This window comes from Streptomyces sp. NBC_00873 (genome assembly GCF_045207415.1).
In the GTDB taxonomy this organism is placed as follows: Bacteria; Actinomycetota; Actinomycetes; order Streptomycetales; family Streptomycetaceae; genus Streptomyces.
The window spans coordinates 4,189,328-4,211,027 of sequence record NZ_CP108803.1 but is presented as its reverse complement, the minus strand read 5'-3'; the positions used below and the strand labels follow the sequence as shown (position 1 = coordinate 4,211,027).

Annotated in this window: 22 protein-coding genes and 2 pseudogenes; 12 read left to right on the top strand and 12 right to left on the bottom strand. The window is 70.6% G+C overall.

The window, feature by feature from the left end; all coding sequences use genetic code 11:
- Positions 1–96 precede the first annotated feature (96 nt).
- A complete protein-coding gene (locus OH809_RS19215; RefSeq protein ID WP_406421249.1) occupies positions 97–1,050 on the top strand; it encodes a GNAT family N-acetyltransferase in 954 nt (317 codons plus the stop codon).
- 19 nt (positions 1,051–1,069) lie between these two features.
- Here OH809_RS19215 and OH809_RS19210 read toward each other — a convergent pair.
- A pseudogene (locus OH809_RS19210) lies at positions 1,070–1,537 on the bottom strand (transposase); the annotation flags it as partial.
- Positions 1,538–3,114: 1,577 nt separating this feature from the next.
- Here OH809_RS19210 and OH809_RS19205 point away from each other — a divergent pair.
- Together OH809_RS19205 and OH809_RS19200 are read left to right on the top strand one after the other, a co-directional pair.
- The gene (locus OH809_RS19205) at positions 3,115–3,771 is read left to right on the top strand and encodes a YeeE/YedE family protein (RefSeq protein ID WP_406421250.1); all 657 of its coding nucleotides are present in this window, start codon (positions 3,115–3,117) and stop codon (positions 3,769–3,771) included.
- Positions 3,771–4,187 (top strand): YeeE/YedE thiosulfate transporter family protein, encoded by a 417-nt coding sequence (locus tag OH809_RS19200; protein ID WP_406421251.1) that lies wholly within the window; start codon positions 3,771–3,773, stop codon positions 4,185–4,187. The genes OH809_RS19205 and OH809_RS19200 overlap by 1 nt, the downstream gene beginning before the upstream one ends.
- Positions 4,188–4,318: 131 nt before the next feature.
- On the opposite strand, the pseudogene OH809_RS19195 reads toward OH809_RS19200, so the two are convergent.
- A pseudogene (locus tag OH809_RS19195) lies at positions 4,319–4,763 on the bottom strand (protein kinase domain-containing protein); the annotation flags it as partial.
- 835 nt (positions 4,764–5,598) lie between these two features.
- Between OH809_RS19195 and OH809_RS19190 the strand changes: the two are divergent.
- Entirely contained in the window at positions 5,599–5,952 is a 354-nt protein-coding gene (locus tag OH809_RS19190) for a hypothetical protein (protein WP_406421252.1), read from the top strand.
- 56 nt (positions 5,953–6,008) lie between these two features.
- On the opposite strand, the gene OH809_RS19185 is transcribed toward OH809_RS19190, so the two are convergent.
- Positions 6,009–6,149 carry a hypothetical protein gene (locus OH809_RS19185; protein ID WP_406421253.1) on the bottom strand — a complete coding sequence of 47 codons (141 nt, stop codon included), beginning with the start codon at positions 6,147–6,149 and terminating at the stop codon, positions 6,009–6,011.
- A 179-nt stretch (positions 6,150–6,328) separates the two neighbouring features.
- On the opposite strand from OH809_RS19185, the gene OH809_RS19180 reads away from it, so the two are divergent.
- A complete protein-coding gene (locus OH809_RS19180; protein ID WP_406421254.1) occupies positions 6,329–7,192 on the top strand; it encodes a hypothetical protein in 864 nt (287 codons plus the stop codon).
- 192 nt (positions 7,193–7,384) lie between these two features.
- Here OH809_RS19180 and OH809_RS19175 read toward each other — a convergent pair whose 3' ends face one another.
- Complete coding sequence (locus tag OH809_RS19175; protein ID WP_406421255.1) at positions 7,385–7,651, bottom strand: DUF397 domain-containing protein; 267 nt, start codon at positions 7,649–7,651, stop codon at positions 7,385–7,387.
- Complete coding sequence (locus OH809_RS19170) at positions 7,638–8,474, bottom strand: helix-turn-helix domain-containing protein (RefSeq protein ID WP_406421256.1); 837 nt, start codon at positions 8,472–8,474, stop codon at positions 7,638–7,640. The genes OH809_RS19175 and OH809_RS19170 overlap by 14 nt, the downstream gene beginning before the upstream one ends.
- Positions 8,475–8,587: 113 nt before the next feature.
- On the opposite strand from OH809_RS19170, the gene OH809_RS19165 reads away from it, so the two are divergent.
- The 5 genes from OH809_RS19165 (at position 8,588) to OH809_RS19145 (ending at position 12,692) form a co-directional block, all read left to right on the top strand.
- Positions 8,588–8,833, top strand: coding sequence for a hypothetical protein (locus tag OH809_RS19165; protein ID WP_406421257.1), 246 nt, complete (start codon positions 8,588–8,590; stop codon positions 8,831–8,833).
- Positions 8,830–9,063: a hypothetical protein gene (locus tag OH809_RS19160; protein WP_366693412.1), complete on the top strand. Its 234-nt coding sequence runs from the start codon at positions 8,830–8,832 to the stop codon at positions 9,061–9,063. The genes OH809_RS19165 and OH809_RS19160 overlap by 4 nt, the downstream gene beginning before the upstream one ends.
- 189 nt (positions 9,064–9,252) lie before the next feature.
- A complete protein-coding gene (locus OH809_RS19155) occupies positions 9,253–10,098 on the top strand; it encodes a hypothetical protein (RefSeq protein WP_406421258.1) in 846 nt (281 codons plus the stop codon).
- A gap of 303 nt (positions 10,099–10,401) precedes the next feature.
- Positions 10,402–11,088 carry a response regulator transcription factor gene (locus OH809_RS19150; RefSeq protein ID WP_406421259.1) on the top strand — a complete coding sequence of 229 codons (687 nt, stop codon included), beginning with the start codon at positions 10,402–10,404 and terminating at the stop codon, positions 11,086–11,088.
- A gap of 194 nt (positions 11,089–11,282) precedes the next feature.
- The gene (locus OH809_RS19145; protein WP_406515387.1) at positions 11,283–12,692 is read left to right on the top strand and encodes a sensor histidine kinase; all 1,410 of its coding nucleotides are present in this window, start codon (positions 11,283–11,285) and stop codon (positions 12,690–12,692) included.
- On the opposite strand, the gene OH809_RS19140 is transcribed toward OH809_RS19145, so the two are convergent.
- The 6 genes from OH809_RS19140 to OH809_RS19115 form a co-directional block, all read right to left on the bottom strand.
- Positions 12,678–15,314, bottom strand: a complete 2,637-nt coding sequence (locus tag OH809_RS19140; protein ID WP_406515386.1) for an FtsX-like permease family protein — start codon at positions 15,312–15,314, stop codon at positions 12,678–12,680. The two genes, OH809_RS19145 and OH809_RS19140, sit on opposite strands and share 15 nt — an antisense overlap.
- Positions 15,311–16,036: an ABC transporter ATP-binding protein gene (locus OH809_RS19135; RefSeq protein WP_406515385.1), complete on the bottom strand. Its 726-nt coding sequence runs from the start codon at positions 16,034–16,036 to the stop codon at positions 15,311–15,313. Before OH809_RS19135 ends, OH809_RS19140 begins: the two co-directional genes overlap by 4 nt.
- Entirely contained in the window at positions 16,033–16,698 is a 666-nt protein-coding gene (locus OH809_RS19130; RefSeq protein WP_406421263.1) for an ABC transporter ATP-binding protein, read from the bottom strand. The genes OH809_RS19135 and OH809_RS19130 overlap by 4 nt, the downstream gene beginning before the upstream one ends.
- Entirely contained in the window at positions 16,698–17,300 is a 603-nt protein-coding gene (locus OH809_RS19125; RefSeq protein ID WP_406421264.1) for a hypothetical protein, read from the bottom strand. Before OH809_RS19125 ends, OH809_RS19130 begins: the two co-directional genes overlap by 1 nt.
- A 353-nt stretch (positions 17,301–17,653) precedes the next feature.
- A complete protein-coding gene (gene murQ / locus OH809_RS19120; RefSeq protein ID WP_406515384.1) occupies positions 17,654–18,628 on the bottom strand; it encodes an N-acetylmuramic acid 6-phosphate etherase in 975 nt (324 codons plus the stop codon).
- A 78-nt stretch (positions 18,629–18,706) separates the two neighbouring features.
- The gene (locus OH809_RS19115) at positions 18,707–19,624 is read right to left on the bottom strand and encodes a MurR/RpiR family transcriptional regulator (protein WP_406421266.1); all 918 of its coding nucleotides are present in this window, start codon (positions 19,622–19,624) and stop codon (positions 18,707–18,709) included.
- Positions 19,625–19,748: 124 nt separating this feature from the next.
- Here OH809_RS19115 and OH809_RS19110 point away from each other — a divergent pair, with 124 nt between their 5' ends.
- Both OH809_RS19110 and OH809_RS19105 read left to right on the top strand, forming a co-directional pair.
- On the top strand, positions 19,749–20,117 hold the full coding sequence (locus OH809_RS19110; protein ID WP_266983026.1) for a hypothetical protein: 369 nt from the start codon (positions 19,749–19,751) through the stop codon (positions 20,115–20,117).
- Positions 20,114–20,404: a DUF4031 domain-containing protein gene (locus OH809_RS19105; RefSeq protein ID WP_406421267.1), complete on the top strand. Its 291-nt coding sequence runs from the start codon at positions 20,114–20,116 to the stop codon at positions 20,402–20,404. The genes OH809_RS19110 and OH809_RS19105 overlap by 4 nt, the downstream gene beginning before the upstream one ends.
- A 23-nt stretch (positions 20,405–20,427) precedes the next feature.
- Here OH809_RS19105 and OH809_RS19100 read toward each other — a convergent pair whose 3' ends face one another.
- Positions 20,428–21,672, bottom strand: a complete 1,245-nt coding sequence (locus OH809_RS19100; RefSeq protein ID WP_406516262.1) for a Cmx/CmrA family chloramphenicol efflux MFS transporter — start codon at positions 21,670–21,672, stop codon at positions 20,428–20,430.
- Positions 21,673–21,700 lie beyond the last annotated feature (28 nt).

Genomic DNA, 21,700 nt, shown 5'->3' with positions numbered 1-21,700 from the left:
GCTTGAGCCCCGGGCCGTACGGGCCGTCGCAGCCGCGATCGGCGGCCCCGGAAAACGGTTCGACGGCTTTGCGGGGTCCTGACACAGTGGCGCACTATGGCGAACTTCGAGCTTGTGACCGCCGCGGACGTGCAGCTCATGCAGGGTCTGGCGCAGCGCGTCACCGCCACCCGCCCGGATCTGGTGAACGGCGACGCGACGTTCGGCGAGCTGGCCTGGAACTGGGGCAAGGGGCACGCCGGCGACGGCGCAGGCTGGGCGCGTCGGCTGTGGTTCTCTGGCGGGGATCTGGTGGCGTGGGGCTGGGCCTATCTTCCGCACCAGGTGAGGCGGAGCGACGGGTCGGTGAAGGACGTCACCGGCGCCTATCTGGCGTATCAGGTACATCCCGACCACGCCGGGCTGGTTGACGAGGTGATCGACTGGTACGACGGTACGGCGGCGGACATCGAGCGTACGGTGATGCCGAGCGCCGCCGATGAGTTCGCCCTGAAGCGATGGGCGGCGCACGGCTATGAGACCGACCCGGCCTCGCTCGGCGACGCCGGGTCCTGGACCCAGCTCAACGAGCGTGACCTCATCGACGTGGAACAGCCGGTACTGCCAGACGGATTCCGGTTCCGCACCGCCGACGAGGCCGGGCCGAAGGCCGTGGTCCAGGCTCATCTGGATGCCTGGGCTCCCTCGACGTACACGGCCGAGGGCTACCAGGGCGTCCGGCAGACGGCGGGGTATCGCGGCGACCTGCACATCCTGGTGGAGGCGCCGGACGGAACGATGGCATCCTCGACGATCATGTGGCTCGACGAAGCGAACAGGACCGCTGAGTTCGAGCCTGTCGGGACGCATCCGGACTACCGGCGTCTGGGGCTGGGAAGGGCGATGCTTCTGCACGGGATGCATCTGGCGCGGGCGGCCGGGGCCACTCATATGACGGTCGCCTGCCTGGGTGCGCCGGGGCATCCCCAGGCGCGCGGGCTGTACTACAGCGTCGGGTTCCGGGAGTTCACGCGGGACGCGCCGCTCATCAAAACCAAGACCGCGGGCTGAGGGCCGGAGGTTCGAGCCCGACCCGGTTCCCGTCGACGTCGGTGAACCGCAGCTGGGCGCCGGGGTGAGGCCGTTCGTTGCGGACGATCAACCGCAGGCCCTTCGGCCGGCCGGCCAGCGGACGGCCGCCGATCTCGGCGACCCAGGCGTCGTCACGGATCTGGCCGTCGGTGTCGATGGCCGGGGTCCAGGCCGAGGCGAGAACCTTGAGTACGGCCTGGTGGATGTCGGTGGTGATGGTCATCCCCACCGAGTAGGACAGCCACCGTCCATGTGCCGAGAGCCAGTTGACGAAGGCGTGGGTGCCGCCGCCGGAATCTGTACGGATCAGTGTCCGCCGCCCCCGGCGCAGGGATTTCGGCAGCTGGGCCAGCGCGAGCCGGGCAGCCTCGATGTGATCGGCCGCAGTGTTGGAACCGGCGTTGCCGGGCCGCGGCAACGCGGCCACCGGCTCACCGGACCCGGCCGCTCCGTGGTCGACGAACGCCATCGGCGTCGGGGAAGGCGTGGCCGCTTGACAGCCTTCCCGGTCACTCGTACAGCGAGCGCAGTTGCTCTCCTTCGACTTGGACCGGCCGGCAATTGGGGGGCGGCGTCACGGGGCTGGGGCACGCACCTCGCGGCGTTGTCGTCCATCACCATGTTCCCCGAGCTCTCGGCTTCGCTCGAGCAGGGGAGGCCCCATTCGCCATGGCTCAATCCTCCGCCTTGCGATGCACGCACCCCAGCCCCGCTCCTTCACCCACCCCCCAATTGCCGGTCGGTCTTATTTCATGCCGGGCTTTTCATCCAAGAGACGAGCCGGGCCCACCAGCCACCCGTCGATCGGCCACGTGAACCGTCCGGGCGTCGAGGAACCTGTGTGCGTCGCGCCGACCCGCCTGGTCGGACCGGCATCGGCCCCGTTCGAGTCATCGGCTCCCCTGCGTGTGCACGCCTGTGCTTCGCCGGCTCACACATGCACCGCTCAAGTGTTGGCACGCCGGCGAGCACTTGCTCCACGTGTCTCCCGCAGCCCTCGTAGGTGACCTTCCGGCATGACCGGCAGACAGCACGTTGGCACATGATTCCCCTCCATTGGCGTCCTCATTTACGCCCAGCAATATCAACAGTTTCGTCACAGTCGAATTCACAATTTCGCCACAAGCAACGCCTATATGTACACCATCTCCACGAACAACTGACTCCCGTTACCAGGAGGGTCGGCCATGAGGTCGCCTCACGCTCCAAGTGATCTCAATATCGGCCGCGAATATCCGAATATGAGGGGCATGGAGGCACAAGCGCGGCATGACATAGCTCACTCAGCGATGTCAAGCGGTCACGGTCAGAATCCTCCCTGAGGTTGCTCGGGACACCGAAACAGTGGTTCCATCACGCCCGGTCGAAGAAATGGAGGGCACGGCTCCATATTGTGACAGGCCGTCACTGCGTCGCTTGGAGATCGTCGACCCTGGCGCGGCGAGGGCACGAAATCGAGAACGGCAACCGCCTTCACCGAACGGGTGGTGTGCGCCGCTCGGAAGGGAGCAACGTGGGTTGCTCGCACACCGCAGGATGCCCCCTTTTCCCGCTACTTAGGGCGAGCTTGCAAGGCTGGCGCGACTACTACTGCGACAGCGAGGATCAGTGGCTCGGCTGTGCGCGCTACCAGGTGTCGCTCACCGGCGAGCGCGTGCCGATCAGCCTGCTGCCCAACGGAGCCCGCGCGCGACACCTCGAAGACGCTGCCGCCGACGCGGACCGCTCCGGCGCCGCCTACCCAGAGCAGCGACCCCAGCAGGCCCAGCCACCACAGCACAATCCGTGGTCACCGGAGAGCGCGTCCTGGTCGCAGCCGGCACCGGCCCGGCCACCAGAGCCGTCAGAACCTGGGACCGCGGCACCGGAGACCATGGCTCAGTTCGGCGCGGCATCTCCGCCGATACCGGTCTCGCATTACCAACCGTCACCACCCTCACAGATTCCCCAGTCTCCAGACCGCTCATCTCGACGCGCGCGGCGGGCGTCCAGCTCGAAGCGCGGCTGGTGGGCCCGATTCACCGAATGGATGGGAGGCCCCGCATGAGTAACTACTGGCCCTGGTGGGCCGGCGCTGCCGGGCTCGCTCTGATCACCATCAACTACGCCCTCACCACGGATCGGTCTTTCGGGGTGTCCTCCGCGTGGGATCGCGTGTTGCACTGGCGCAGGGAGCGTCGCCTCGAGCGGATGGACGAAGAGTTCACCGACGATCGTGCTCTCGCTGACGCTCTCGCCGCAGCTACAGCGGAGCACTTCGGCACCAGCCCCGCCGCGCCCACCGTGCCGCCGGTTCCGTACGGGACGTCACAACCGCTCGAAACGGACGTCGAACCGACGGTGAGTGAGGACACCTCGGTCACGGGCCTGGGCCCAGCCCCGCTGGTCACCCAGGCTGCCCTGCTGGTATCGATTTTCTTCGGCGGATTGATCGCCGCGGTCACCTCCGGGCGGTTCCACCTCCGCTTCGACATGGGCCCGGCATTCCGGAACGTGGTCACCGCAAATCCGACCACCATGATCGTCCTGCTGTTCGTCGGAGGCGTGCTGGTCGGCTTCGGCACTCGGCTGGCCGGTGGGTGCAGCTCCGGCCACGGACTCAACGGCTGCGGCCGTCTACGCCCGGTCAGCCTCGTCGCGACCGCCGTGTTCTTCGGCACCGCCGTCGCGGTGTCGTTCCTGCTGTGGAAGGTGATCTGATGCGTACTCGGGGCGCGATTCTGCTGGCCAACATCATCACCGGCCTCGCTCTCGGCTATACCGTCTCCAACATCGGCTTCGGCGACTACACCGAGCTGAACCGCATGTTCACCTTCCAAGACTTGCGCATGCTCCTCTCCTTCGCCGGCGCCGTCGTGATCATCGTGTGCGCATTCGCTCTGCTGCGGGTCCGCCGCACCCCGGGGCGCATCCACGCCGGCGTGATCCCGGGCGCAGTGCTGTTCGGTACGGGCTGGGCGATCTCAGGCGGGTGCCCGGCAATCCCGATCGTCCAAGTCGCCAGCGGATATCTGCCCGCCCTGGTCACCCTCGTCGGCGTCATCGTCGGTATCCGGCTGTCCCGCTGGGCCAACGCCCGATACTTCCACCTCGACCGCGGCTCCTGCGGGTTGTAACCATGCGCTGACGAGTACGGCCCCGGTGCCGGACCCACCGGGGCCGGACCATGCCCTCTACGCCGGGACCGCAACAGGACACAACCGAGGGAGTAGACGCGGGATGCGGGCTGCGCGGGGCGGCCCAACGCATGTTCCGGAGTCAGGTAGTCGGCAGTGCCGGTGATCTTTCCCGTGGCGGTCGGGCTGCTGGCGGCATCCGCGGCGAAGCACGCGATGCCGAAGTCGGTGATCTTCACCGTGCGGTCGGTGGTCAGCACCACGTTGGCGGGTTCGATGTCCCAGGCCGGCGGCCGCCTGGGCCGTGACGACTGCCGCCTCGGCCGGGGCCAGGACGCCGCGCACGGAGCGTTCCTGGGCCGGATTCCAGCCGTCGACGAGTTCCATGACCAGGTGAGGCTGGTCATGGTGTGAACCAAAGTCGTACATACCCACGACGTTGGGGTGGCCCAGCCGGGCCGCGATCTGCGCCTCCAGGCGGAACCGCTCGGCGTCCGCCGTATCCTCGGCATGCAGCAGTCTGACCGCCACGGGCCGCCCGAGGAGTTGGTCGCAGGCCCGCCACACCTCGCCCATCGCGCCGCGTCCCAGCAGCTCCTGCAACTCATAGCGGTCCGCCGGCAGACCCTGCACACCCACCCCGATCACCGCCTTGCTCGTAGTTCCCCCGGGCCCGATAGTTGCGGTTTGCGGTCGTTCGGGTCCCGGTTGCCCAGGCCGACACACACTCCCTCTCGGACCGGGCGCCCTCCCGAGGGGGGTACGCATGGGGGACTCACCTGGCTGCCCCTCATTGCGTGACCGCCGACTCGAAACGGGGGGCGAGCAGGTGCCACGGGGCCCCTGGATCCTGGGCCCACTCCTACAGCGCACTGGAGTGCCGGGCCGTCACACCCCTGGGGCACCCACCGCCACACGGCTCTCCAAGCCGGGAGAGCAGGGGCAGGCCCGGTTACGGGGGGAAACCGAGCCTGCCCCAGCACATCGGCGCCTCCATACCCTCCTCCCGGAGGAGGGGCGCCATGACCCCGCCCGGGGTCACTTCCAACAGCGCACCGCACGTCAGGAGCGTCACGGGGGGACGCAGATGATTGCGAGACCGACACCCCTATGAAGGGACGCACCGACCTCCCTCATAACCTGTTCACGAATTGCGCAAACACCGCCGGCTGGAGACTGCGGCGGCACCCGAATCACACCGCTCCATTCAGTCCGGAAAAGTGCCCCGCTACGTGAACATTTGGGTAAGTGGCCGTATAGGCGGCCATATTTGGGGCATTGCGAACGGTGGTGTAACGCCGCAGTGCATGCGGAACGCAGAAGTAGGAAGAAGCGAGGTGCCGACCCGGCTGAATTTCGGCGCCTTGGCGCGAGCGCGCATACTCGGCACTACGTCAGATCGGATTTCCCAGTGAGCAACATCGACCCGGTTCCCGGATACCAGGCATACAACGAGCCCCCAGGCCCGGACCGCGCTGTGCGCCGTCAGGCCACCACCCGGCGTGCGGCCATCACCATCTGCACGATCGCCGACGCCGCGGCGGGCCTGCTGGGCCTGTGGATCCTGTTGTTCCTGCTCGACGCGAACCGCGCGAATGTGTTCGTCCGATTCGTGTGGGGCTCGGCGGACTGGCTGTCCTGGTGGGCACAGGACATTTTCACGATGGACACAGAGGGTCTACGCGTTGTCCTTAATTACGGCCTCCCGGCCGTCATCTATTTGTTGATCGGTCACGGGATCGCTGCCCGGCTCAATCGAGCCTGACGGTGGACCGGCCTCATTATTGATCGCCACGAAATGGGCCGACCATGACGCACAGCTCAACCGAAAACGATCACCTGCCGATCTATGAGGACCTGATACGCGAACGCGGTGACGTCGTCGCCGAAGCCCAACTCGCCGCGGAACACACCCAGCACCGGGCAGCGGAATTGTTGACCGGACGGAACGCGGGTCAGCAAGTAGGTCGCTGGGATGACAGCACCGGAGCCGTTGCGGCTGGTCAGCCGGAGTGGCGCGGGTCGCCGCCGTAGGCGGACTCGGCGCGGGTACGTCCGCATGTCCCGTCCTCAGCCAAGAACCAGGCCGTGGCCCAGCCGGGCCGATGGCACGTCGAACCAGGAAGACCGGAGAACCGCAGATGGATTACTGCTCCTCATGCCGTCGACACCTCAACGGCGCCCTGGTGTGCCCCGGGTGCGGCGCCTACGCCCCGGACATAGCCCCGCCCACCGCCGACGGCCGCAGCGGGTCGGCCCCGGCGACAACGAGCGCCGGACCGGCCACAACGGCTCACCGGGACCCCACGGCCTCCGGGACGTGGCACGACAGCCTCCTGGACGGCGAGGCGGAGTCCAGCACTGCCATGGGTGTGGCCCCGTACATCGCCGCCGACGTCGAGGACCTGCCGCCCGTACGGCAGGGACGTGCGGCACGCCGTCGCCGGCTGGCCCGCTGGAAGAAGAACAAGCGCCGGGCGGCGGTCGCGAGCGCTGTCGCATTCGTCGGAGGCGGCCTGAGCATCGCCATGATGGATCGGCACTCCACCGACCGGGCACAGGCAGCCGTGGCACTGGACGACCGGAAGACGGGCGCCGTGCAGGAGCAGACGCCCGAGCAGAAGCCTCCGACCACCGCACCGGCGACCGCTCCGCACACCCGCCGGCCGTCACACGCCCCTTCCCAGCCGCCGACGACGACCGACGCACCGCGGCAGCAGTCCCTCGCGGCACCGTCCCGCACGACGCCATCGATCACCCGGCCGGACACCGCAGCTCCTGCCCACCCGGCCGCGACGCCGCCCCCACAGCCGCAGAGCACCGCCCCAGCCGCCGACGACACGGCCCCCGACGACACGGCCCCCGACCGCTCCGGGACGACGGCGGAACAGCAGTCGGCGCCCGCGACAGGCGACGTCACGAAGCCAGGCACGCCCCGGACCAGCCCCTCACGGGTGTCGACGTCGCCGACAGAGGTCTGTCTGCTCGGGTTGTGCCTCGGCTGACCACGCCTGCGCCCGGCCGTTCCTGGCGGGACGAGGGAGCGGACTTCGCGAGCCGTGTGTCAGCCCGTGAGCCGCCGGCCCCGGCCGTCGGAAGGGAGAGGAGGCAGAGGAGGTAGACCCATGAGTCCCCGCTACGAATTCCAAGTCCTGCTGCACCGTATCGGCCGGTGGTGGGCCGTCGACATCCCCGGCCTAAGCGCGCTTGAGGTCCGCGACGAAGGACGACCACGCCGCCGTACGGAACACGAGCGCCGGGCCGTCCGGAACCTTGGAGTCACGGACCGGGACGACACCGGGGTGCCCGTCGGCGACTTCCAGGCAGTCCCCGCCGCTGCCGCCGCTGTACGTCGACTTCCGCCAGGTGGCGACTTCGAGGCAGTCGCCGCCGCTCGCGCCGCTGTACGAGGACTTGTGCCAGATCGCCGCGGACAGGTCGTAGTCAGAACTACTGGTCTTCATGAAGGTAATCCTCCGCCGCTGACTCGATCAGGGCCAGGGACGCTTCCGGTGACAATGCGCTGGCCACCACCAGATCGTAGGTCAGTTCGTAGTGTCTGACGGTGGCGGGATCGTCCTGCAACTTCCCTGTGCCCAGGCCCTGGAGATAGACGAGCGGGGGCGCGTCCTCAAAGGACATCAGCTTGAGCGGACCTTCCATGGCCATGTGTGCGCCTGCGCCGAACGGCAGCACCTGCGCGATGATCCGGTGTTCGCGGGCCAGCTTCAGGATGTGGCGGAGTGCCTCTGCCATCGCTGCCGGTCCGCCGACCTCCCGACGCAGCACCGCCTCATCCAGAACTGCCCAAACCAAGGGAGTTGTTGGATCGGACAGCAGCTGTGCCCGTTCCAGTCTCACCGTGACCCGGTCGTCGACCAGGCTCTCCGTTGCCGTCGGCAGTCCGCCCCGGAAGACCGCTCGCGCGTACGCCTCCGTCTGCAACAGGCCGGGAATCAGCTGTGGTGCGTACTCCTTGATGGTCTTCGCGACGGCCTCCGCCTCCGCCGCCTCCGCGAAGTGATCCGGGTACTTCGACTTCTTCAGGGCTACGCAGTTCCGGACGAAGAATCCGTCCGCATGCAGGATCTCGTCGAACTTCTGGGCCTGGTCCACCTGCATCCGGCGTGTACCGGACTCCAGTTGGCCGATGAACGAGCCGCTGACGAAGAGCGGGAGACCGAGTTCTTCCTGGGAGAGACCGGCTTTGTCCCTTCGGTGCCGGAGTTCGGCGCCGAGGAGGGCGCGCGGAGAGGAGGACGGGTCGAGCTTCTTGGGCCCCGGCATGACAACTCCCTGTGACACACGTGCGGTTGTTGGTTCTGCGCCCCTTCCAGGTTAGCCGCGCGTTGGACACGCTGGGTGGACGTTGCGGTTACGGAGCGTGGAAGGTGTGCAGGATGACCAATGCAGAGCGACGACGGGTTGCTGCCGGAAGAGTGCGGGAGGCGGAGGACGCGGTGGAGAAGCTGAGGCAAGGGCTGAAAGGCGTCGGGCTAGCGCTGCCGTCGCTGCGGGTCGATCCGGTGTCATGCGCGGGCAACGAGCCCGCGCCGCTGGTGGACCTCGGGCGGTGCACCATCGATACGGCGCTGCGGCTGAGTGCTGTGCTGGGCGTGGACGGGCAACAGGGAGACCGGACATGACGGGTGAGGGGCTTGAGCCGTGTACGCCGGAACCCGGGTCGTTCGCGGTGGATTCCCGCGACGGGCGGGTGGGGCGCGTGATGGGGCGCGTCGGACCGTACGTACAGCTGCGGCCGCCGGGCGGTGGGGCGGAGTGGGACTGCCCGCCGGAGTCCGTGCGGCCGGCGCCGCCCGGGGAGGTGCTGCGGGCCCGGGTCAGGGAGGTCAACCGGGAGGGGCGGCTGCCGTGAGGGTGTCGGCCGGGCAGTTCTGACACGGCGGCGGATGTGCGGAAGGGCGAGTGCGCGGGAGGCCGTGGTGATCACGGCCGCTCGTCGCGCAATGTAATGCAATGACTACATGAAGGCGCAATCGGTGGCAGGTCGGGTGCCGTGCGCAGTCAGGAAAATTTCAGGGAGGCCCTGCCAGCGTGCGGTTACATGACAGCCGACACGACTGACACGTATACGCCGGGCACGCGCTCCCGGGCGCGGCAGATGCTGAACAAGGTCCCGGAAGTGACCCTCTACTTCTGGGTGATCAAGGTGCTGTGCACCACCGTGGGCGAGACCGCGGCCGACCTGCTCAACGCCAATCTGGGCATGGGGCTGACCAACACCTCGTACCTGATGAGTGCGCTGCTGGTCGTGACCCTGTTCTTCCAGTTCCGGGCGCGTCGGTATGTGCCGGGCCTGTACTGGCTGACCGTGGTCCTGATCAGCGTCGTCGGCACGCTGATCAGCGACAACCTGACCGACAACCTCGGGGTTCCGCTCCAGACCACGACCGTGGTGTTCGCGGTGGCGCTCGCCGTCACGTTCTTCGTCTGGTACGCGAGCGAGCGGACGCTGTCCATCCACTCGATCCGGACGACGCGCCGTGAGGCGTTCTACTGGCTGGCGATCCTGTTCACGTTCGCGCTGGGCACGTCCGCGGGCGACCTCACGGCGGAGAAGCTGAACCTGGGGTACTGGCTCTCCGCGGTCGTGTTCGCCGCGCTGATCGCGGCCGTGGCGCTCGCGCACCGCACGCTGGACTTCAACGCGGTGTGGTCGTTCTGGATCGCGTACGTCCTGACCAGGCCGCTCGGCGCCTCGCTGGGCGACTACCTGTCGCAGCCCACGGCGGACGGCGGGCTGGGGCTGGGCACGGTCGGCACCAGCATCCTGTTCCTCGTCGTCATCCTCGGCCTGGTCGTCTTCCTGACCCGGACCCGGCGCGATGTGGCGCAGGACGGTGCCGTCGAGACGGCCGGCGCACGGGGAGTCAGCCCGCGGGAAGGGTGACGACGAAGCGTGCGCCGGGGGCCGCGGCGTCCAGCGCGAGGCGGTGGCGCCGTCGACGGCGGTCACGACGTCGAAGTCCTCGTCGCGCAGGCCACGGGCCAGGACTTCGCGCAGGCCGTGGTCGTCCTCGACGTCGACGAGAATGCGTGCAGCGATCACCAGGCCAGTATTTCCCCGCCCGCACCGGGCACCCCAGCGCATTCAGGTTCTGTTCAGGTGGCGCGCGACACCATCGGGGCGTGGCCACGGCGGAGCAGTATGTGCGGACGGACCGGCGCCGTCCGGCCGCGGTAGCGTGACGGGGTGGCGCGCATCGTAGTCATCGAGGACGACCCGGCGATCGGCAGCCGGCTGGTCGCCACCCTCCGGGTGCTGGGCCACGACAGCCAGTGGTGCCCCGACGGGGCGAGCGCCCTCGCCGTCACGGAGCGGCGGCCCGCCGCCGATCTCTTTCTCGTCGATCTGGGGCTGCCGGACATCGACGGTTTCGACCTCTGCCGCGGACTTCGTGAGCGGGCGCCGGACGCGGTGCTGGTCGTGCTGACCGCCCGTACGGGGGAGATGGATGTCATCCAGGCGCTGGAGTGCGGCGCCGACGACTACCTGACCAAGCCGTTCCGGCTCGCCGAACTCCAGGCACGGGTCACCGCCCATCTGCGGCGCGCGGCGCCCCGCGCGTTCGGCAGTGCACCTCATCTCCGTGTCGGGGCGCTGGTGATCGACCGGTCGGCGCGGCGCTGCACCGCCCCGGCCGGCGAGGTGGAACTCAGGCCCCGCGAATTCGACCTGCTGGTGCGGCTCGCGGTCCGCCCGGGGCAGGCGGTGAGCCGGGAGGATCTGATGAGCGACGTGTGGGACGAGAACTGGTTCGGCCCCACCAAGACCCTCGACGTCCATGTGGCCGCCCTCCGCCGCAAGCTCGGTGACCAGGTGCGCATCACGACGCTGCGGCAGTTCGGGTACCGGCTGGAGGACCCCACCGGGCCGTGACCGCAGCCCGGTCATGAGAAGCCGTGACCGCAGCCGGGTCATGAGAAGCCGTGACCGCAGCCGGGTCATGAGAAGCCGTGACCGCAGCCGGGTCATGAGAAGCCGTGACCGCAGCCGGGTCATGAGAAGCCGTGACCGCAGCCGGGTCACGAAATGCCGTGACCGTAGCCCGGTCATGAGAAAGGGCGTGTGCCGTGCGGCGTCGCATTCTGAGAGCGACCGTTCTCGCCGTGGCGTGCGCGGTGCTGCTCTTCGCGCTGCCGCTCGGTTATGCGGCGCTGCGGCTGTACCAGCAGGACGAGGAGCGGGAGGCGCAGTCGCTGGGCGAACAGGTCGCGCTCAGCCTGCCCGAGCGGATCACCGCCACGGGCGACCCGATCGAGCTGCCGCCCGTCGAGTCCGGTACGGACATCGCGGTGTACGGGCCCGACGCCCACCGCATCCTCGGGACGGGTCCGGTCGCGGGTGATGCCCCGGTACGGGAGGCGGAGGCGGGCCGGGGCGTCACCCGGGAGATCGGCGACAGCCTGGTCGTCGCCGTTCCCGTGGGGGGATCGGAGCAGGTGCGGGCGATCGTACGGGTCGCCTCACCAGCCTCCGAGCCCTTGCGGCGGGCCGCGCTGACCTGGGCCGGAATGCTGGCACCGGCGGCGGTCGCGGTGGGTGGGGGCGCACTGCTGGCCGTACGGTCGAGCAGGCGGCTGGCCCGCCCGCTGGAGGAGCTGGCCGGGGTCGCCCGGGAGATGGAGGGCGGCGATCTGACGGCCAGGGCGGAGCCGTCCGGGCTTCCGGAGCCGGACGCGGTCGGCCATGCGCTGGCGCGGGCCGCTGCCCGTATCGATGAACTCCTGCGCCGGGAGCGGGCGTTCAGTGCGGACGCCTCGCATCAGCTGCGTACGGCACTGACCCGCGTACGACTGGAACTGGAGATGTCCCTCGCGGCCGGTCCGGACGCTGATGTGGAGGGCGGTGCGGGTGCAGGTGTGGGTGCCGGTGCGGGTGGGTCACGCGCGGCCGTCCGCTCGGCCCTGGCACAGCTCGAACGCATGGAAACCACCCTGGACGATCTGCTCGCCCTCGCCAGGGACGTACCCGAACGGGCGCCGCTCGACCTCGCGGCCCTGCTCGCCCGTGCCGAGGAGGACTGGCACGGGCCGCTCGCCGCACAGGGGCGGCGCTTTGAGATCGGGATCGACGACGCGCTGCCGCAGGCGCTCGGCTCGCGGCGGGCCGCCCGGCAGATCCTCGACGTACTGCTCTCCAACGCGGCGACACACGGCCGCGGCACGGTGACCGTGCACGCGAAGGAGACGGCCGGGGTCGTCGCCGTCGATGTCGAGGACGAGGGGGACGGCATCCCGGAAGCGGGCACGGACGGTGTCTTCGAGCGGCGGGGCGGTGAGGGAGGCCGCTCGGGCGGTGAGGCCGCGCGGGCGGGCGGACCGGCCGCCGGAGGCCATGGGATCGGACTCGCGCTGGCCCGGTCACTGGCCGAGGCCGAGGGCGGGAGACTGTTCGTCTCCCGCCCCCGGCCCCGGCCCCGGTTCACCTGGCTCCTGGCGGCATCACCGGTGGAGGAGCAGGATCCCTCACAGCTCCCGTAGTTCGGTCAGCGGAGGTCGGCGCGCGTGCCGCGCCGCCGCCCAGGCCGCCGCCGCCAGCGTGGCCGCGGTGATACCGGCCAGCGCGACGAGATACGCCCACGGCACCGCGACCTGGTCCGGGGGCGGGTCGAAGACCCCGGAGAGCACCTTCACCAGCATCTGCGACAGGGCCCATCCCATGACCGCACCGGCCGCGCCCCCCGCCACCGCGACCAGCGCTGCCTCGCTCCACACGAACCCGGACAATTGCCGTCCCCTGGCCCCCAGCACCGAGGCCAGCGCCAGCGTGCGACGCCGTTCGGCCAGGCCCAGGGCCAGGACGAGACCGCCCGCCGCCGCACCGATCACCAGGGCGAAGCCCAGCTCGACCCGGGTGAGTCCGGCGAGATCGACCGCGGTCAGGCTGGAGCCGACGACGGTCTGCGACGACGGCAGATCCGTGACATGGGCGCTCGGGCCCAACGCCTTCTTCGCCAGATCGGCCACCTGACGCTGGCCGGTGCCCCCGGTGTCGGCGAGCAGCGTCCCGGCGGCGCCGCTGCCCGTCGTACGCGCGATGTACGAGGCGTTGGCGATCAGAAAGCTGTCCTTCGGGGCGGTCGGGAACTCCTTGACGACACCCTGGAAGTGGAAGGGGATCGTACGCAGTTGACCGGTCCGCGCGTCGGTCAGGCGCAGCCGGACCTGATCGCCGGGGTGCAACTGGAAGTCGTGCGCCGTCTCCGCGCTGACCAGCAGCCCGTCCGGGCGCTCGGCCAGACGGTCCATCAGGGACCGCGCGGTGCCGCCGGAGAAATAGGCGTCCTGGAGCCGCCCCGCCGACACGATGCTCGCGGGCCGCACCCCGTACAGATCCTGCAAGTCGGCGCCCACATAGGCGAACCGGTGCTGGAGCGGTTCCACATGCCGCACCCCCGGCACCGCCGCCAGCTTCGCGGTGTCCGCCGCGGTAAGGGCCGGCTGGGTGACCGTGACATCGGCGCCGTTGGTCAACACCGCGTCCACCGCCGCCTGTTGGCGGTACGTGGAGTTGAAGACGCCGGTCGACACGGCGAACGCGCAGGCCAGTGCAAGCAGCACCACCGAGCGGACCACGGTGCCGCGCTGCCTGGACAGACCGGCCGCGACCGTGCCGGACAGGACCCCGGCCGCCGGGCGGAACAGCCGGGCGAGAACCGGCCTGCCGCGGCGCAGCAACAGACCCACCAGCAGCCCGACCACCACCGCGCCGCCCGCCCACAGCAGCGCGGGACCGGCGAACGCCCAGTAGTCGACCGACAGGGTCGGGGTGCCTTCGGGCGCCAGGACCAAGGCGTAGTTGGTGCCGCTCGTGGCGCGGAAGACGGCCAGCGAACCGGCGAGCAGGCCGAGTCCCAGCACCCACCACGCGGTACGCGGCACCGTACGCCGCTCGACCGCGGTGCGCCCCGAGACGATCGTGGCCCGGCGGGCGTCGTAGCGGGCGGGCACCAGCACGGTCGCCGCCGCGACGAGGGCGCCGACGACACACGCGATCAGCATCCAGGACAGCGGAATGCCCGTGCCGTGGAAGGCCCAGCGGTCCACCAGCGCGGCCAGCCCCAGACCACCGGCCGCGCCGAGCACCGCGACCACGGCCGCCTCCACACCGGCCAGGCCCATCAGCCGGCCGACGGTCGCACCGCGCGTCCGCAGCAGTGCCTGCTCCTTGCGGCGACGGCCCGCACCGGACTGGGCGACCGCCCAGGTCAGGGCCGCGGCCAGCACGGCCCCGGGCACGCCGAGGAAGAGGAAGAGCAGCTGTGCGTAGAGGGCGTCGGACCGGGCGGCGTCCAGGACCGAACCGAGATTGTCGCCGACCAGGCCGGTACCGGCGAGCCGCACCTCGGCGTGGTGTGCGTTGCCGGTGGCCGTGGCGTACGCGGCGGCCGGGTCGGATGGCAGGGAGTGGGTGCGCAGGGTGTGGATCTGCGACTGCACCAGGTCGGGGCGGGCCGAGGCGAGCGGACCGAAGACCGTGTCCCAGGTCTGCCGGGGCATCAGGACGACATTGTCCGGCGGTGCGGAGGGCTGCGACTGGGGCGGGGCGCCCACCTTCTGGAACAACGAGTCCGCGAACGGCAGATCGACGACACCGGCCACCTTCACCGGCACGGGCGGCAGCCCGCCCGCCCGCTCGATGGTGACGGTGTCACCGGGGGCCGCGTGCAGATTGGCGGCGGTCTGCTGGGCGAGGAGCACGCCCTGCTCCCGGCCGGCCAGCAGCCGTATCTCGCCGGGGAACGTGGCGGCGTAACCGGGAGGCAGGCCGAGGACCGAACCCGCGCCGGTGTTCTGCGTCGTTCCGCCGGTGTGCGCGCCCAGACCGCCGGTCTGTGCGTACCCGACCGGCAGGGCCGCCCTGGTGCCGGGCAGGCCCCGTACGGTGGACAGCACGTGCTGTGCGTCCGCGCCGGTGGCCACCTGCACCTGCCAGTCCACGGACACCGAACGCACCGACTGCGACGTCATGGTGGCGCGGGTCGTGGACAGGAAACCGCCGAGCGCCGCGAGCAGCGCGACGGCGACCATGACACCGAGCGCCGTGCCGATCAGGCGTCCGCTGCGCACCCGCAGCAGGCCCGAGAGCCAGATTCCGATCATCGCAACTCACGTTCCCGGTCGGGGGTTTCGGGCTGTACGAGACGGCCGTCGGCCATGTGCCAGCGCTCGTCGAGGGCGCCCGCCACCCGGGCGTCATGGGTGGTGATCAGGGCGGCCGCGCCGAGCGAGTCGGCGGCCGTCAGCAGCACCTCCAGCACGTGCCGGGCGGTTTCGCGGTCGAGCTGGCCGGTCGGCTCGTCGGCCAGGATCAGCCGCGGCCTGCGGGCCAGCATCCGGGCGACCGCGACGCGTTGCGCCTGACCCGCGGACATCTCGTCCGGGAGTTTGGCGGCCAGCGTGCCGAGTTCCAGCTCGGCCAGGGCGGCGGACGCCCGGTCGGCGGCCTCGTCCGCCGTGAGGCCGTCGATGAGCAGGGGCAGGGAGACGTTCTCCAGGGCGGTGAGCGGCGGCAGCAGGCTGGGCCCCTGGAAGACGACCCCGATGTCCCGGGCCTGCAGGATGTCCGCGGCGCCTTCGGGGTCCGCGGTCAGCCCGGGGTGGCTGACCGTACCGGCCGTGGGCCGGTCGAGGCCCGCCATCAGATGCAGCAGGGTCGACTTGCCGGAGCCGGAGGAGCCGACCACGGCGATCCGCGCACCGGCGGGGACGACGCAGTTCGCCCCGTGCACGGCGACGACGGCGTTCGGCCCCGAGCCGTAGGTGCGGGCCGCGTCCACGCAGACGACGAGCGGCTTCGCGGACGTGGGACCGGGGACGGTCATCGCACCCACCTCCCGTCACGCAGCCGGAGCACCCGGTCGGCGACGGCTGCCACCGCGCGCGAGTGGGTGACCAGCACCATCGCCGTGCCCGCACGCGCGCGTTCGCGCAGCAGCGCGAGGACGCGGCGCTCCGTCTCCCCGTCGACCTCGCCGGTCAGCTCATCGGCCAGCAGAACGGCCGGGTTGTTGGCCAGTGCGACGGCCAGCCCGGCGCGGGCGGCTTCACCGCCCGACAGTTGCCGGGGCAGTGCGCCCGCACGGGGGGCGATGCCGACGTCCCGGAGCAGCTCGTGCACACCGGGGCGGTCCGTGCCGCCCGAAATTCCCTGCACCAGCCGGATGTTGTCGCGGACGGTGAGGTGTTCCAGCAGGTTGCCGGACTGGAACAACACGCCGATGTAGCGGGCACGGAGCCGGCTGCGCAGGTGTTCCTGCTGGTGGGAGAGGCGTTCACCGGCGACGTGCACGGTGCCGCCGTCGGGTTCGTCGAGCCCGGCCAGACAACTCAGCAACGTGGTCTTCCCGGAACCGGAAGGGCCGGTCACCGCGACGATCTCGCCCTTCTCGACCTGGAGCCCCACGCCCTGGAGCGCGAACGTCTGCTCCTCGCCCGCGCGGAAGAACCGGTACAGGGAATCGGCGGTGAGCCGGGTCGCGGTCATCACGCCCACCGGAAGGAGTCCGTCACGATCTGCCAGGGATCGACGTTGTCGGCGCCCACGGCACCGGACAGGGTCAGCACGACCTGGGTGCCGTTCTTCCAGAACGCGTACCGCTCGACATCCTGGCGCACGCTCTTCCCGGTCACCTGGTCAGGCGCCGAGTCGGCCCGGTAGGTGGCCAGCACGGCGGTGCCGCCCGAGCGCTTCACTGCGCTGACCTTCCTCACCGTGACGTTCTTCGAGCTGCGCCCGACGGCCGGCAGATCGACCGAGCGGACCGACTGGACCGTGGGGGCCTTGTCCGCCGGACTCCGATCGATCCGGACGCTGTTGAACTTGTCGCTGAACACCGTGGCCCCGCCCACCTGCTGGCGGGCCCACCCCTCGGGCACCTTCACCGTGTAGCCGCCGCCGGACGGCGACCACGCGATGTACACCTGGTTGTCGGGGATGTCACCGGCCGGATTCACCTCCTTCGGAGGCGCGACCGTGGCGGAGGACGACGAGTGCGAGGAACCGGACGAACCGGACGAGGAGGAACAGGCCGCGGCCCCGGTGACGACCACAAGGCCGGTCACCACCGCTGACAAGGTACGACGCATGGGGAACACCTCTGCGCGAGCGAAGGAGCCGACCGGGATGCCGTCTCCACTGCGACGCTAGAAACCCACCGGCCAGCGCCGTGGTTGTGGAGGGTTAGCGGGGGGTTAACGCCGAAAAGCCGCTCACGCTTCCCGAGCCCTTCGGCACGATGCTTCCCACGGGGGACTTTCCGGCGTGACCGGGCACGGCTGAGGGCGGCACCCGGTGTGGATGCCGCCCTCTGTTGCGTTACGGGGTCAGGCGCGGGCCGGTTCCTGCGGCGGGTCCGTGGTCGGGGCGGCCGGGATGTCGGTCGCCGTGGCCGTCGAAGGCGCCGGCTTACGGGAGGTGCGGAGCGGTGCCCCGGATGGGGTCAGGTGCTGCGGGGTGCGGCCGCGAGGGCGGCGCGGAGGTGGCCGTCGGACGCGGACAGGAGCGTGGCGGCGGTCGGGCCGTCGACCTGGCCGAGGATGGCGAGGATCGCGTTCTTCACCTCGCCGTCGGTGGCGGCGAGCGCGGCTTCGATCTCCGCGTCGGATGCGCCGGTGGCGAGGGAAATGATCCGGCGGGAGCGTGCGCGCAGCTTCTCGTTGGAGGCGCGGACGTCGACCATGAGGTTTCCGTACGTCTTGCCGAGCCGGATCATCGTGATCGTCGACAGCATGTTGAGGACGAGCTTCTGCGCCGTACCGGCCTTCAGGCGGGTCGAGCCGGTGAGGAGTTCCGGGCCGACGACGACCTCGATGGGGTGCTCGGCCGCGGCGCCGAGCGCCGAGTCCGCGTTGCAGGACAGGCCGATGGTCAGCGCACCCTTGGCGCGGGCGTGCTCGACGGCCCCGATCGCATACGGCGTACGGCCGGAGGCGGAGATGCCGACCACCGTGTCGTCCGGGGTGAGATCCAGTCCGTCGAGGTCGGCGGCGGCCAGCTCCTTGCTGTCCTCGGCGCCCTCGACGGCTGTGACCATCGCGGACGGGCCGCCCGCGATCAGACCGACCACCTCGGACGGGTCGGTGTTGAACGTGGGCGGGCACTCACTGGCGTCCAGGACGCCGAGCCGGCCCGCGGTGCCCGCGCCCGCGTAGATCAGCCGGCCACCACGGGCCATGCGCGCGGCGACCCCGTCGATCGCGGCGGCGATCTCGGGCAGCCGGGCGGCGACGGCGGAGGGGACGGACTGGTCCTCGCCGTTCATGATCCGGGCAATCTCCAGCGTGGCCAGCCGGTCGATCTCGGCGAGCTCGGGCCGGAACGCCTCGGTGGTGAGGGTGGCGAGTTCGGCGCGGAGTTCCCCGTACTCGGAGGGCTGATCGGGCGTCGCTGCGTTGGCGTCGGTGGTGGAGGTCATGGAGAGCTGCTCTGCTTTCTCGATCTCGTGGCTCGTACGGTTCAGCGCGTGCGGGTGGGGGTGCGGGTGCTCGTGTTGTCAGCGGGTGCGGGGGGTGTGGCGGTGGGCCAGTGCCTCGTACGAGGCGGCGAGCGCCGGGGCTGCCGTCTCGTACGTCCGCTGGGCAACCCCTATGAACAGGCAGTCCACGACGAGGAGCTGGCTCGTCCGGCTCGACATGGCGGCGGGGCGCAGCTCGCTCTCGCGGGCGGTGGACGTGGTCAGCACGTGGTCCGCGTACTGCGTCACCGGGCCGTCGGGGCGGCCGGTGATCGCGATCGTCGTCGCGCCCCGGTCGAACGCCACCCGGAGCGGCTCGATCACGTCACCGGTGGAACCGGAGTGGGTGATCGCGATCGCCACATCGCCGGAGCGGAGCTGCACGGCGTTGGTGACAGCCAGGTGCGGGTCCATGTGCGCGTGCGCGATCAGGCCGATACGGAGCAGCTTCTGCCCCAGGTCCTGGGCGACGAGAGAGGAGGCGCCGACGCCGTAGATGTCGATACGGCGGGCGGTCGAGGCGGCGGCGACGGCGGCACCGAGCTGCACCGTGTCGAGTCCGGCGGCCGTGTCCGCGAGGGTCTGCTGCTCGTCGAAGGCGAGCTTGGCGACCACGTCGGCGATCGGGTCGTCGACGGCTATGTCCGCCGTGACGGAGGGGGCGCGGCCGGACTGCTGGTGGGCGGCGAGCCCGGCGAGGGCGAGGCGCAGATCCCGGTAGCCGGGGTAGCCGAGGAGGCGGGCCGTGCGGACCACGGTCGCCTCGCTGGTGCCGGTGAGCTCGGCGAGACCGGTGACCGTCAGGGCGGCGCAGCCGGCCGGGTCACCGGCTACGGCCTCGGCGACCCGCTGCATGGAGCGCGTCATGGACGGCGCGAGTGTCCGCACCTTGGCGGCGAGTGCGGCCGGAGCGGGCGGCGCATCACCGCTGAAACTTTCCTTCAGCTCATGGGTCACATTTGGAAGATATTTTCAACCCTGCGGTCCGTCAACCCCCTGTGGTCCCGACCTCTGACGGAACGGAGGCCGGGACGGGTGACTGGACGCAGGACCTGTTCGCACTCGGGGTGACAATGGCTGCATGGAGCTGAACCGCCTGGAGCAGGCGCTGCACACCGCCCGCGCCCTGGTCATGGCCGATCTCGCCGCAGGCGGTGTCGCCGAGGCCGAGATCGTCTCGCTCGTCGAGGACGCGGTGACGCATCGGCGCTGGTGGGTCGAGCACTGGCCGGACGGCGTGGAATACGTCGTCGGCCTTGTTGCCCAGGACGTCCAGGACGCGCTGCTGGAGCGGTACGGCCGCTGGCCGCTCTGCCCCGTGTGCGACGCGGGCGACCCGCACGCCCTCGACGTCGAACCGGAGCTGGGCCCGGACCCGCGCTGGGTCTGTACCAAGGCGACCGTGATGGTGGCGCGCGTGGGCGCGCTGAGCGGAGTGCTCGGCCGGTGACGGTCTATATCGACCCGCCCGACTGGCCGGGCCACGGCCGGCTCTGGTCGCATCTGGTCAGCGACGTGTCCTTCGACGAACTGCACGCGTTCGCCGCCGCCATCGGCTGCCCGCCGCAGGCGTTCGAGCGGGACCACTACGACGTACCGGAAACGCGGTACGCGGACGCGGTGCGGGCCGGGGCCGTCGAGATCGGTTCGAAGGAGCTCGTCCGCCGGCTCACGGAGGCGGGGCTGCGGCGTCCGAAGGGACGCCCGGCACCCGGCCGGGCGACGACCGGCGGCTGAACGACTGCCGAAGCGACAGCCTCTCAGGCGGCGGAGGAGCTTCCCGCTTCCACGTCCACGCCCACGTCCGCGGACGTCGGCGACGACGTCACGGCCGGCGACCCGGTCACCCGGCGCGACCTGCCCCCGCCGTGCAGTCGCAGCGAGAGCACCACGGCGCCCAGGGCCAGGACCGTCATCGCCGCGCCCGCCCAGGCCGTCGCCTCGAAGCCGAAGTCCGCGTCGATCACCGTGCCGCCCAGCCACGGGCCGCCCGTGTTGCCGAGGTTGAACGCGGCGGTCGTCGTCGCGCCCGCCAGGGTCGGGGCCGCGCCCGCGATGTTGAACATCCGGGCGTTCAGCGCCGGGGCCGTGTAGAACGCCGACAGGCCCAGCAGGAACGCGAGCCCGACCGCGGCGACCTGGTTCGACGCGAACAGCGCCAGCGCGACCAGGAAGACCGTCGAGGCCGCGATACCGCTCATCAGCACCCCGAAGAGGTGCGCGTCCGCGACCCGGCCGCCGATCGTCGTACCGACCAGCGCCCCGATCCCGAACAGCGCGAGCACCGTCGGCACCCAGCCCGAATCCAGCCCGGCGACATCCGTCAGCAACGGCGCCAGATAGCTGAACGCGCAGAAGACCCCGCCCGCCGCGAGCGCCGTGATCACGATCGACAGCCACACCTGCCGGTCACGGTAGATGGACATCTCCCGCTTGAGCTGCGGCTTCTCCTCAGGGAGCGGAATACGGGGGATGAGCGTCGCGACACCGACGAGCGCCACGGCGGACGCCGCGCCGACCGCCCAGAACGCCGACCGCCAGCCGAGGTTCTCACCGAGGAACGCCCCCAGCGGTACGCCGAGGACGTTCGCGATCGACAGCCCGCCGATCATCACGGCCATCGCTCTGGCCCGCGCATTCACCGGCACCATCGCGATGGCGACGGCCGCTCCCACCGCCCAGAACCCGGCGCACGCGAAGGCGCTCACCACGCGGGAGGCGAAGAGCACCTCGTACGTCGGAGCGAGCGCACCCGCGACCTGCCCGAGGCCGAAGACCGAGATCAGCGCGATGAGGGTGGTGCGGCGCGGCAGCCGGAGCGTGGCCACGGCCAGCAGGGGCGCGCCGATCACCATGCCGATGGCGAAGGCGGATATGAGGAGCCCGGCGCGGGGGATCGACACGTTCATGTCGTCGGCGATGGGCGGCAACAGCCCGGAGAGCATGAACTCGCTGGTACCGAGGGCGAAGACCGCCACCCCTAGAACCACGACGGCAAGGGGCATAGGGGTGCGGCGGCGAACGGCAGAGTCG